The sequence below is a fragment of the Paracoccus versutus genome (genome assembly GCF_000763885.1).
Classification (GTDB): domain Bacteria; phylum Pseudomonadota; class Alphaproteobacteria; order Rhodobacterales; family Rhodobacteraceae; genus Paracoccus; species Paracoccus versutus.
This window is the reverse complement of record NZ_JRKO01000099.1, coordinates 1-10,923: the sequence shown is the minus strand read 5'-3', so window position 1 is coordinate 10,923 and position 10,923 is coordinate 1. Positions and strand designations below refer to the sequence as shown.

11 protein-coding genes and 1 pseudogene are annotated in these 10,923 nt (G+C 66.6%); 7 read left to right on the top strand and 5 right to left on the bottom strand.

The window, feature by feature from the left end; all coding sequences use genetic code 11:
* The 4 genes and pseudogenes from IT40_RS30365 to IT40_RS25120 form a co-directional block, all read right to left on the bottom strand.
* Positions 1–105: pseudogene (locus IT40_RS30365) on the bottom strand (electron transfer flavoprotein subunit alpha/FixB family protein); the annotation flags it as partial.
* Positions 105–863 (bottom strand): electron transfer flavoprotein subunit beta/FixA family protein, encoded by a 759-nt coding sequence (locus IT40_RS25130; protein WP_036760890.1) that lies wholly within the window; start codon positions 861–863, stop codon positions 105–107. The gene IT40_RS25130 and the pseudogene IT40_RS30365, both read right to left, overlap by 1 nt.
* Positions 860–1,990, bottom strand: coding sequence for a CaiB/BaiF CoA transferase family protein (locus IT40_RS25125; protein WP_036760887.1), 1,131 nt, complete (start codon positions 1,988–1,990; stop codon positions 860–862). Before IT40_RS25125 ends, IT40_RS25130 begins: the two co-directional genes overlap by 4 nt.
* Positions 1,990–3,156 carry an acyl-CoA dehydrogenase family protein gene (locus IT40_RS25120; RefSeq protein ID WP_036760892.1) on the bottom strand — a complete coding sequence of 389 codons (1,167 nt, stop codon included), beginning with the start codon at positions 3,154–3,156 and terminating at the stop codon, positions 1,990–1,992. Before IT40_RS25120 ends, IT40_RS25125 begins: the two co-directional genes overlap by 1 nt.
* A gap of 343 nt (positions 3,157–3,499) precedes the next feature.
* Here IT40_RS25120 and IT40_RS25115 point away from each other — a divergent pair, with 343 nt between their 5' ends.
* From IT40_RS25115 to IT40_RS25090, 6 genes are all read left to right on the top strand, one after another.
* Entirely contained in the window at positions 3,500–4,666 is a 1,167-nt protein-coding gene (locus tag IT40_RS25115) for an acyl-CoA dehydrogenase family protein (RefSeq protein ID WP_036760885.1), read from the top strand.
* A 9-nt stretch (positions 4,667–4,675) separates the two neighbouring features.
* Positions 4,676–5,551 (top strand): HpcH/HpaI aldolase/citrate lyase family protein, encoded by an 876-nt coding sequence (locus IT40_RS25110; RefSeq protein WP_036760882.1) that lies wholly within the window; start codon positions 4,676–4,678, stop codon positions 5,549–5,551.
* A gap of 25 nt (positions 5,552–5,576) precedes the next feature.
* Complete coding sequence (locus IT40_RS25105) at positions 5,577–6,809, top strand: CaiB/BaiF CoA transferase family protein (protein ID WP_036760879.1); 1,233 nt, start codon at positions 5,577–5,579, stop codon at positions 6,807–6,809.
* Between the two features lie 24 nt (positions 6,810–6,833).
* Positions 6,834–7,313: a MaoC family dehydratase gene (locus IT40_RS25100; RefSeq protein ID WP_036760877.1), complete on the top strand. Its 480-nt coding sequence runs from the start codon at positions 6,834–6,836 to the stop codon at positions 7,311–7,313.
* A 9-nt stretch (positions 7,314–7,322) separates the two neighbouring features.
* Complete coding sequence (locus IT40_RS25095; protein WP_036760874.1) at positions 7,323–8,432, top strand: CaiB/BaiF CoA transferase family protein; 1,110 nt, start codon at positions 7,323–7,325, stop codon at positions 8,430–8,432.
* Between the two features lie 121 nt (positions 8,433–8,553).
* Positions 8,554–9,573, top strand: a complete 1,020-nt coding sequence (locus tag IT40_RS25090; protein ID WP_036760872.1) for a TRAP transporter substrate-binding protein — start codon at positions 8,554–8,556, stop codon at positions 9,571–9,573.
* A gap of 42 nt (positions 9,574–9,615) precedes the next feature.
* Here IT40_RS25090 and IT40_RS25085 read toward each other — a convergent pair whose 3' ends face one another.
* Entirely contained in the window at positions 9,616–10,626 is a 1,011-nt protein-coding gene (locus IT40_RS25085) for a TRAP transporter substrate-binding protein (RefSeq protein WP_036760870.1), read from the bottom strand.
* A 98-nt stretch (positions 10,627–10,724) separates the two neighbouring features.
* On the opposite strand from IT40_RS25085, the gene IT40_RS29795 reads away from it, so the two are divergent.
* Positions 10,725–10,923 (top strand): hypothetical protein (locus IT40_RS29795; RefSeq protein ID WP_208855416.1); only part of this gene is annotated, 199 nt, incomplete at its 3' end.

Below are 10,923 nucleotides of genomic sequence, written 5' to 3'. Positions count from 1 at the left end.
GAGCACCGTGACATCACCCAGGCCCTTGACCGCGCCCACCGCCTTCGCCGTCGCGTCGCGGTTCAGCACCCCGTTCGTCACTTCCCCAAGCAGCAGAACAGCCATCAGATCACCCCCGCTTCCTTCAACTTGCCGACCAGCTCGTCCACCGAGCCGACCTTGATGCCGGCCTTGCGGCCCTCGGGCTCGCGCACCGAGACCACCTCCAGCCGCGGCGCGACGTCGACGCCGTAATCGGCGGCGGTCTTTTCCTCCAAGGGCTTCTTCTTGGCCTTCATGATGTTCGGCAGGCTCGCGTAGCGCGGCTCGTTCAGCCGCAGGTCGGCGGTGACCACCGCCGGCAGCGCCACCGCGATGGTCTGGAGGCCACCATCGACCTCGCGGGTGACTTTCGCTTTGCCCCCGTCGATCTCGAGCTTCGAGGCGAAGGTCGCCTGCGCCCAGCCCAGCAGCGCCGCCAGCATCTGGCCGGTCGCGTTCATGTCGTTGTCGATGGCCTGCTTGCCGGCGATGACCAGCTCGGTGCCTTCCGCCTTGGCCACCGCGGCGAGGATCTTCGCCACCGCCAAGGGCTCGATGTCCTGCTGCACGTCATCCGTAGCGGTGACGAGAATGGCCCGGTCGGCGCCCATCGCCAAGGCCGTGCGCAGCGTCTCCGCCGCCTGCTTGACGCCGATCGAGACGGCGATCACCTCCTCGGCCACGCCCTTTTCCTTCAGCCGGATCGCCTCCTCGACCGCGATCTCGTCGAACGGGTTCATCGACATCTTCACATTCGCAAGATCGACGCCAGACCCGTCAGCCTTCACACGGGCCTTCACGTTGTAGTCGATCACGCGCTTCACTGGCACGAGGATTCTCATGCAATTGCTCCTGTTGCTTCTTCGGCCAGCCGCGAGGCGGCCGCATCGAGGGGGTTCAGCGCCGGCACCGCGCCGTAGGGGCGGGCCTCGCCCGCGAAGATCGCGGCCGGGGCGGGATAGCGGACCGGGCCGTTCGGCGTGTCCCGCAGATGCGGGTGGTTCGACAACCTTTCCATGTCGCTGACCGAGGCCAGCGCCACCTCGGCCTGAAGCAGCGCCGCGATGGCACCCTCGGCCGTCATGCGGGCAAAGCCCTCGGCCACCACGGCATCGGTCTGGGCGCGGTTCGCCACGCGGGCGACATTGGTGGCAAAGCGCGGGTCGCCCGCCAGTTCCGGCCGGCCGAGGAACAGCTCGGCCAGCTTGCGCCATTCCCGGTCGCTTTGCACCGAGATCAGCACCTGCCCGCCGTCCCGCGCCGTGAAGACGCCGTAGGGCGCGATCGAAGGATGCGCCATGCCGAGCCGCTTCGGCGACTTGCCGCCCTCGTGGTTCAGAAGCGGGACGGTCAGCCAGTCGGCCATCACGTCGAACATCGAGACCGAGATATTCGCCCCCTTGCCGGTCACGCCGCGGGCGATCAGCGCCTCGAGGATGGCGGCATGGGCGGTGGCGCCGGTGGCGATGTCGACGATGGAGATGCCGACGCGGGCCGGCTCGTCGGGACCGCCGGTGATCGAGCAGAGGCCCGATTCCGCCTGGATCAGCAGGTCGTAGGCCTTGCGGTCGGCCATCGGGCCGTCCTCGCCATAGCCGGTGATCGAGCAGGTGATCAGGCGGGGCCAGTCGCGCGCCAGCCGCTCGAAGGAAAAGCCCAGCTTGGCCAGCGCGCCGCGCTTGAGGTTCTGGACCAGCACGTCGGCGCCCTCCAGCAGCCGCGCCAGTTCCGCCTTGCCGGCGTCCGAGCCGAGGTCCAGCGTGACCGATTCCTTGCCGCGGTTCAGCCAGACGAAATAGCTGGACTGGCCCTGCGCCACGTCGTCATAGCCGCGGGCGAAATCGCCCTCGGGCCGTTCGATCTTGATCACCCGCGCGCCCGCATCGGCCAGGCGCGAGCTGGTGAAGGGGGCGGCGACGGCCTGCTCGATGGCGACGACCGTGAGCCCCGAAAGGGGAAGCGCGCCCATCAGTAGCTCTTGGGCATGCCGAGGACATGCTGGCCGACATAGCCCAGGATCATGTTGGTCGAGATCGGCGCCACCTGGTAGAGCCGGGTCTCGCGGAACTTGCGTTCCACGTCGTATTCGTTGGCGAAGCCGAAGCCGCCGTGGAACTGGATGCAGGCGTTCGCCGCCTCCCAGCTGGATTTCGCGGCCAGGTATTTCGCCATGTTCGCCTCGGCGCCGCAGGGCTGGTCGGCGTCGTAGAGCGCGGCGGCCTTGAAGCGCATCAGGTTCGCCGCCTCGACCTCGATGAAGGCCTCGGCGATGGGGAATTGCACGCCCTGGTTCTGGCCGATGGGGCGGCCGAAGACCACGCGCTCGTTGACGTATTTCACCACCCGGTCGGTGAACCAGTAGCCGTCGCCGATGCATTCGGCGGCGATCAGCACGCGTTCGGCATTCAGGCCCGAGAGCAGGTGCTTGAAGCCCTGGCCTTCGGTGCCGATCAGGTTTTCCTCGGGCACTTCCAGGTTGTCGAAGAACAGCTCGTTGGTTTCGTGGTTGACCATGTTCGGGATCGGCTTGACGACCAGCTGGCCGTTCGCCTGTGCCGCTTTCGCATCGACGATGAAGATCGACATGCCTTCCGAGGGCTTCCTGCATTGCTCGACCGGCGTGGTGCGGGCCAGCACGATGATCAGGTCGGAATGCAGCACCCGGCTGATCCAGACCTTCTGGCCGTTGATGACCCAGCGGTCGCCCTTCTTCACCGCGACGGTCTTGATCTTGGTGGTGTCCGAGCCGGTGGTCGGCTCGGTCACGGCCATGGATTGCAGCCGCCATTCGCCGGTGGCGATGCGGGGCAGGTAATGCTGCTTCTGCGCCTCGGAGCCGTGCTTGATCAGCGTGTTGATGACATACATCTGGCCGTGGCAGGCGCCGGAATTGCCGCCCGAGCGGTTGATTTCCTCCATGATCACCGAGGCTTCGGTCAGGCCCAGGCCCGAGCCGCCATAGGCTTCGGGGATCAGCGCGGCCATCCAGCCGGCGCGGGTCAGCGCATCGACGAATTCCGCAGGATAGGCGCGGGCCTCGTCGATCTTGCGGTGGTATTCGTCGGGAAACTCGGCGCAAAGCGCGCGGACCGCATCGCGGATGTCCTGATATTCGTCGGTGCGTTGGTCAAACATGGTGATGATCCGTGCCAGCTGTGTCCGCATCGGGCGAACTGTCGCCAGCAGTCATGGCATCGCGGCGCCGCATAATGCAAATATATGTTGTGGATTGCTGATATAACATTTTCATATGGAAGGCGCCCGATGCTCCGGGGTGGAGGCAATAACAAGGCAATATCATCCCGCTGCGCCGCATCGGTGCGGGTCTGGCCATAGCATGAACCTATGGAACGGCTCGGGGCAGCCTTTCGCGCCGGGCGAGGGCGCCGAGATTCGTTGACCCATGGACGGCAAGGTGCCTAATGAGTGTTAGAAAATTGATCGGACCCTGATCGAGCCACGCCGAGGAGAGAGGGCAATGGGCTATCTACTGACCGACGACCAGCAGGCGATCGTCGATGCCGCAGAGAAGATCTGCGAGAACTTCCCGCTGGAATACTGGCTGAAGAAGGAACGCGACCACGCCTTCCCGCACGAGTTCTTCCAGGCGGTGGCCGATGGCGGCTGGCTGGGCATCTGCATGCCAGAGGAATTCGGCGGCGCCAACCTCGGCGTGACCGAGGCGGCGCTGTTCCTGCGCACCGTGGCGGAATGCGGCGGGCAGGCGGCGGCCTCGACCATCCACATGAACATCTTCGGCCTGCAGCCGGTGGTGCATTTCGGCACGGAGGAGCAGAAGCAGCGCTGGCTGCCGCCCTTTGCACGGGGCGAGGTCAAGGCCTGTTTCGCTGTGACGGAACCCGACACCGGCCTCGACACCACCAAGCTGAAGGTGGCGGCCCGGAAGCAGGCGAACGGCGATTACCTGATCTCGGGCAAGAAGGTCTTCATCTCGACCGCGCAGCAGGCCGATCACATGCTGATCCTGGCCCGCACCACGCCGATCGAGGAGGTCAGGAAGCATTCCGAGGGGCTGAGCCTGTTCTATACCAAGCTCGATCGCGACTATGTCGACATCCGCGAGATCGACAAGCTGGGCCGCGCCGCCGTCGATACGAACGAGCTGTTCATCGACAACCTGCCGGTGTCCAGGGACAGCCTGATCGGCGAGGAAGGCAAGGGGCTGAAATACATCTTCCACGGCATGAACGCCGAGCGCGTCTTCGTCGCCGCCGAGCAGGTCGGCATCGGCCGGGCGGTGCTGAAGCTGGCGACGCAATATGCCAAGGACCGCGTGGTCTTCGGCCGGCCCATCGGCCAGAACCAGGGCGTGCAGCATCCGCTGGCCCGCAACTGGGCGGAACTCGAGGCGGCGAACCTGATGCTGCTGGCCGCGGCCGAGCTTTACGACAAGGGCCTGTCCTGCGGCTCGGAAGCGAACGCGGCCAAGCTGGTGGCCTCCGAGGCCTGCATGAAGGCCTGCAACACCGCGATCCTGACCCATGGCGGCTTCGGCTATGCCAAGGAATACCATGTCGAGCGGTTCATGCGCGAGGCCTGGATCGGCTATATCGCCCCGGTCACGCCGCAGCTGATCCTGTCCAATATCGCCGAGCGCAAGCTGGGCCTGCCGAAATCCTATTGAGGTGCCGCGATGAAACCGATCCGTTCCTTCCTGTTCGTGCCCGGCAACAAGGAATCCATGCTGGACAAGGGCGCCAATGCCGGCGCCGACGCGCTGATCCTGGACCTGGAGGACAGCGTGCCCCCGGCCGAAAAGCTGGCCGCGCGCGAGCTGGTCGCCCGCAAGATCCCCGAGCTGATCGCCGCAGGCCAGCGCATCTGGGTGCGGGTGAACCGGACCGCGCATATCTATGATCTGGACGACATCCTTGCCGTGGTGCAGCCGGGCGTCGAGGGCATCTATATCTCGAAGCCCTGGGGTCCCGAGGACGTGCATATGGCGTCCTGCATGATCGCCGAAGCCGAGGCGCGGGCGAACCTGCCCATCGGCTCGGTCGGGCTGATCCCGCTGTTGGAGACGGCGCGCTCGATGCAGCTGTGTTACGAGATCGCGCAGATCCCGCGCGTGACCGGGATCGTCGGCGCGACGGCCAAGAACGCCGATGTCGGCCGGGCGCTGAAATATGTCTGGACGCCCGAGGGGCGCGAGTCGGAATACATGAAGTCCCGCGTCGTCATGGCCGCCCGCGCCGCCGGCAAGATGCCCATCGGCGGCATCTGGCAGCAGATCAAGGATCTGGAGGGGCTGGCCAAGGCCTCGGCCTTCGACCGGCAGCTGGGCATGTCGGGCGAGCTGGCGCTGCACCCGATGCAGGTCGAGACCATCAACCGCACCTATACGCCGACGGCCGATGAGGTGGCCTTCTACCAGGGCATGATCGACGCGCTGGAGGCGGCGCAGGCGCAAGGCCGGGCCTCGGTCATGTATGATGGCGAGCATATCGACATCGCCCATGCGAAGACCGCGCGCGACATCATCGCGCTGGCCCGCGAATACGCGGCCTGAACGCCAGGAAGGGGAGGGGGAGAAGATGACGAACCGACCGCTGGAGGGCATCCGCGTCCTCGACCTGACCGTGGCGCTGGCCGGGCCCTATTGCACCTTGCTTCTGGCCGGGCTGGGGGCCGAGGTCATCAAGATCGAGGCGCCTCAGGGCGGCGACATCGCCCGCTTCAACCCGCCCTTCTATGGCAAGGACGGCATCCACCTGGGCGCGCTGGAGGAAGGCGACGTGTCGCTGTCGATCCTGGCGCGGGCGCGGGCCAAGAAAAGCCTGTCGCTGGACCTGAAATCCGCCGAAGGCTTGCGGCTCTTCAAGGAACTGGCCAAGCAGTCCGACATCGTGGTCGAGAACCTCAGCGACGGCACGGTCGAGCGGCTGGGCGTGGATTACGACAGCCTCAAGGGGGTCAATCCGCGGCTGATCTATTGCTCGATCACCGGCATGGGGCGGCCCAGCCCCTATCCGGGGCTGAAGGTCATGGACATCGTGGTGCAGGCGCTGTCGGGGGTGATGGACACCACCGGCGACAAGGACGGCCCGCCGACCCGCTTCGGCCTGCCCATCGCCGACCTGCTGGCGCCGCTTTACGGGGTGATCGGCATCCAGGCGGCGCTGCGCCAGCGCGAGGCCACGGGCCAGGGCCAGCATGTCATGACCTCGATGCTGGACTGCCTGTCCTCGCTCTTGCCGTTCGAGCATTTCGACGTGTTCCAGCGCATGGGCTTTCCGGCGCGCAGCGGCAACCACCAGACCCGGCTGGCGCCCTTTGGCATCTTCAGGACCAGCGACGGCCATGTCTCGATCGCGGCGGCGAACGACAAATGGGCCGGGCTGATCTTTGAGGCCATGGGCCAGCCGCAGCTGATCGAGGATCCGCGCTATGCCACGCGTGGGCCGCGGGCGGTGAATGCGGATGCGCTGAACGGGATGATCGAGGCCTGGACCCGCAACCTGACCACCGAACAGGTGATCCATGCCCTGGCCACCAGCCGCGGCGTGCCCTGCGTCAAGGTCCGCACCGCGCGCGAGGCGATGGCCGACCCCGCCTTGCGCGAAAGCGGCGCCATCGTGCCGCTGGTCCACCCGGAAGCGGGCGAGATCGACGCGGTGGGCAGCGGCATCCCGATCCGCATGTCCGGCTCGACGGTGGGGCTGGACAGGCCCGCGCCGACGCTGGGCGCGAACAATGCCGAGGTGCTGGGCCTTTTGGGCCTGGGCGCCGACGAGATCGAAAACCTGAAATCCCAGGGCGTCATCTGACCCCCGGCCAAGCGGAGAAAACCCATGAGCGTGAACTATACCGAACTGGCGACCGGCAAGTATTACGAAGAGCTTGAGGTGGGCAACATCTATCGCCACGCCATCACCCGCACCGTCTGCGAGGCGGACAACCTGCTGTTCTCGGCGCTGACCTACAACTCGGCCTGGCTGCACATGGACGAGGTCTATTCCAAGGAACAGGGCCATCCCGGCCGGCTGGTGAACAGCCTGTTCACCCTGTCGCTGGCCTGCGGCGTCACCGTGGCCGACACCACGCTGGGCACCACCCAAGGCAACCTGGGCTTCTATGACGTCAAGTTCACCAACCCGGTCTATATCGGCGACACGCTGCGCAGCGAGACCGAGATCGTCTCCAAGCGCGAGTCGAAGTCGCGCCCCCATGCCGGCATCGTCGAGTTCGAGACCCGCAGCTTCAACCAGGACGACAAGATGGTGCTGACCTTCCGCCGCACCGGCATGATGCTGAAGAAAAATCCGGGCTGAGGACGCGCCATGGGACCGCTTGCCGGACTGAAGGTCATCGAACTGGCCGGGCTGGGCCCGACGCCGTTTTGCGGCATGCTGCTGGGCGATCTGGGCGCCGACGTGCTGCGCATCGACCGGCTGGCCGAGGTCGACCTGGGGCTGGACCTGCCCGACAAATACGACCTGCGCAACCGCAACAAGCGCTCGGTCGCGCTGGACCTGAAAAGCCCCGAGGGCCACGCCACGCTGATGGAACTTGTCGGCAAGGCCGACATCCTGATCGAGGGCTATCGCCCCGGCGTGGCCGAGCGGCTGGGCATCGGTCCCGAGGATTGCCGGAAGGTCAATCCCAGGCTGGTCTATGGCCGCGCCACCGGCTGGGGTCAGGAAGGCCCGATGGCGCAGATGGCGGGCCATGACATCAACTACATCGCACTGACCGGGGCGCTGGACCGCATCGGTCCGGCGGGCGGGCCGCCGGTGCCGCCGCTGAACCTGCTGGGCGATTACGGCGGCGGCGGGGTCTACCTGGCCTTCGGCCTGCTGGCGGCGGTGCATGAAGCCAGAGGCTCGGGCCAGGGGCAGGTGGTCGATTGCGCCATGGTCGACGGGGTATCCAGCCTGCTGACCGTGTTCCACGCCTTTCGCCAGCTGGGCCAGCTCGACCCGCGGCGCGGCGCGAACGTGCTGGACGGCGGTGCGCCCTATTATGGCTGCTACGCCACCCGCGACGGCAAATATGTCGCCGTGGGCGCCATCGAGGCGCGGTTCTATGACCAGATGCTGTCGGTGCTTGGCCTCGACCCCGCCACGCTGCCCGATCGCAACGACCGCGCCCATTGGCCCGGCCTGCGCGCGCGCTTCGAGGCGATCTTCGCCACCCGGACCCGCGACGAATGGGCGGCGGCGTTCGGGGGCACGGACGCCTGCTTCTCGCCGGTGCTGACGCTGGACGAGGCGGGCGGCCATGCGCAGAACCGCGCCCGGTCCCTGCTGGTCGAGGTCGAGGGCGTTGAGCAGCCGCAGCCCGTCCCGCGCTTTTCGCGCACGCCGGGCGGGATCGCGCGCCTGGCCCCCGCGCGCGGCGCCCATACCGCCGAAGTGCTGCGCGACTGGGGCGTGGCGCAGGGGGGCTGAGGCCCGCAGGGCCTGCCTTTCCGTGCCATAGCTTCCTGCTATGGCACGGAAATAAAACCGTTTTTCCGCTCCCGGCTTGCTAATCTGGCGCCATCAAGCACAAGACAACGGGAGGTAAGACATGCCGAATTATCGCAGGCCGGCCTGGGCCGGGCTTTTCGCGCTGGCGCTGGCCGGAGGGGCGGCCGCACAGGACACCACCATCAAGTTCTCGAACCTCTGGCCCGAGAACCATTACCTTTGGCAGGAAGGCGGCAAGGTCTTTGCCGATGCGGTGAACGAGGCGACCGGCGGCAAGGTCGCCTTCGCCGATTTCCACGCCAGCCAGCTGGGCAAGGACCAGCTCAGCCTGCTGAACAGCAACCTTGCGCAGATGGCGACGGTGGCCGCGCCCTATGCGCCCGACAAGCTGGGTCTGACCGGCGTCACCGAACTGCCGGGCTATTTCGGCAGCTCCTGCGAGGCGGTCGGCAAGCTCTGGCCCCTGGCGCAAGAGGGCGGCCTGCTGGACCAGAAGGAATACGAGGCGCTTGGCCTGCATGTGCTTTTCGTGGCGGTGCCGCCGCCCTACAAGCTGATGACCGCCAGGAAGCCGGTGCGCAGCCTCGAGGATCTGCGCGGACTCAAGATCCGCTCGGTCGGCGGCGCGCAGGCGGATTCGGTGCGGGCGCTGGGGGCCGCGCCGGTGCAGGTGCAGGCGGGCGAGTTCTACGATTCCGTGTCGCGCGGCACGGTGGACGGCGCGATCTATATCTGGGTCGGCGTGCCGCCCTTCAGCCTGCAAGAGGTGCTGCACCAGACCACCGAGGGCTTCCATGCCGGCTCGGCCGCGGTGCTTTACGCGATCCGGCAGCAGACCTGGGACGGGTTGCCCGACGAGGTGAAGGCGGCGATGACCGAGGCCGGCCAGAAGGCGCAGCAGAACCTTTGCGCCTATCAGGACCGCGAGGAGGACAAGATCCGCGACGGCTATGTCCAGGCGGGCACGCTTGCGGTCAATGCGCTGACCCCCGAGGAGGCGGCGCGCTGGAACGCGCTGACCGCGGGCGTGGCGGCGGATTGGGCGGCGCGGCTGGACCAGAGCGGCCGCCCCGGCACCGAGGTGCTGAAGGCGTTCGAGGCCGCCGGCGCCGGCAACTGACCGCGGATCGCATGAGGAAATGGCCCCTTCCGGGGCCATTTTTCATTGCGCCCCGGACTTGAAGGCATCCAGGATCGCCTGGCCGGGCCGGCCCTGCTTTTCCATCCCCTGCGCCCAATCGGCCGCGTTCTTGTCGAAATGCTGCTGCCATTCGGCCAGGTCCGCCTCGGACGCGGACGAGATCGTCACCTTGTCCCCGGCGGCGAATTCGTCGCGGACGGATTTTTCCAGCTCGTCCTGGTAGGAGCAAAGCTTGTCCTGCGCCTCGGCCGCGGCCTCGGTGAAGCGGGTCTTCATGTCGTCGGGCAGCGCCTGCCAGGCCTTGTCGCTCATGGCGAAGACGACCGAGCCGCCGCCCAGCTCCGCGCCTTCATAGGCATAGTCCACCACGTCCTCGAGCCCATAGATCGGCAGGGTGTAATAGGGCAGGAGCGTGCCGTCGACGGTGCCGCGCATCATGGCGTCGAAGACCTCGCCCGAACTCATGCTGACCGGCACGGCGCCGGCGCCGCGCACCAGGCTGCCGATCGCCGCGCCGTTGGCGCGCAGCTTCAGCCCGGCAAGGTCGCCGATCGCGCGGACCTGCTTTTTCGAGGTCAGCACCTTGTAGGTCGGCTGATGCGCGACGAACAGCGGATGCAGGCCCTGCGGCGCGTATTCCGCCTGGTCCAGCGGCGCGCCGTCCTGGATGATGTGCCATAGCTTCGCCACCCCCTCGCAGGTGGTGTCGTGAAAGCCGGGCAATTCGGAAACCGAGGTCAGCGGCAGCTTGTCGGGGCTGTAGGACGGCACCAGCGTCACGATGTCGGCCAGGCCCGATTGCAGCACCGCCAGCGAGTCCTTGCCGAGCTGCGCCGCCGGGAAGACGCTGGTCTCGACCTTGCCGTCGGTCTTGGCCTCAAGGGCTTCGACGAAGACCTTGCCGCCATGTTCCCAGAAATAATGGGATTGCGGGAAAAGATGGGCAAAGCGCAATGTGATCTGCTCTTGGGCGGTTGCGCCGCCCGCGGCCAATATCAGCGCCAGGGCGGTGATTGCCAGCTTGTCGAACATTTCCGTGGTTCTCCTCCAATTCGGATAGGCGCAGAATATACCAAACCACCGTTCGATTTCATGCTTCCGTCCATAGGGGAAAACGATGGCCCCGGCGCATGAACCTATGCGCCGGGGCCTTTTTCCTTTGTCGGTCGCAAGCCGCGATCCCCGGCTTTCCCGGCCCGCCAGACGAGTTGGCCGCTGGCATCCTTTCGGACGCCAGCGGCCTTTTTCACGAGAGAGAGATTGAGGTTCGTTCGGTTTCAGAAGCTGTATTGCGCGGCGAACTGGATCCTGTCGTTGTCGAACCTGGCG

Coding starts and splice junctions, on each gene's coding strand:
- IT40_RS25085 (WP_036760870.1), bottom strand. CDS start 10,626: ATGTTCGACAAGCTGGCAATCACCGCCCTGGCGCTGATATTGGCCGCG.
- IT40_RS25125 (WP_036760887.1), bottom strand. CDS start 1,990: ATGGGCGCGCTTCCCCTTTCGGGGCTCACGGTCGTCGCCATCGAGCAG.
- IT40_RS25100 (WP_036760877.1), top strand. CDS start 6,834: ATGAGCGTGAACTATACCGAACTGGCGACCGGCAAGTATTACGAAGAG.
- IT40_RS25095 (WP_036760874.1), top strand. CDS start 7,323: ATGGGACCGCTTGCCGGACTGAAGGTCATCGAACTGGCCGGGCTGGGC.
- IT40_RS25120 (WP_036760892.1), bottom strand. CDS start 3,156: ATGTTTGACCAACGCACCGACGAATATCAGGACATCCGCGATGCGGTC.
- IT40_RS25090 (WP_036760872.1), top strand. CDS start 8,554: ATGCCGAATTATCGCAGGCCGGCCTGGGCCGGGCTTTTCGCGCTGGCG.
- IT40_RS25105 (WP_036760879.1), top strand. CDS start 5,577: ATGACGAACCGACCGCTGGAGGGCATCCGCGTCCTCGACCTGACCGTG.
- IT40_RS25115 (WP_036760885.1), top strand. CDS start 3,500: ATGGGCTATCTACTGACCGACGACCAGCAGGCGATCGTCGATGCCGCA.
- IT40_RS25130 (WP_036760890.1), bottom strand. CDS start 863: ATGAGAATCCTCGTGCCAGTGAAGCGCGTGATCGACTACAACGTGAAG.
- IT40_RS25110 (WP_036760882.1), top strand. CDS start 4,676: ATGAAACCGATCCGTTCCTTCCTGTTCGTGCCCGGCAACAAGGAATCC.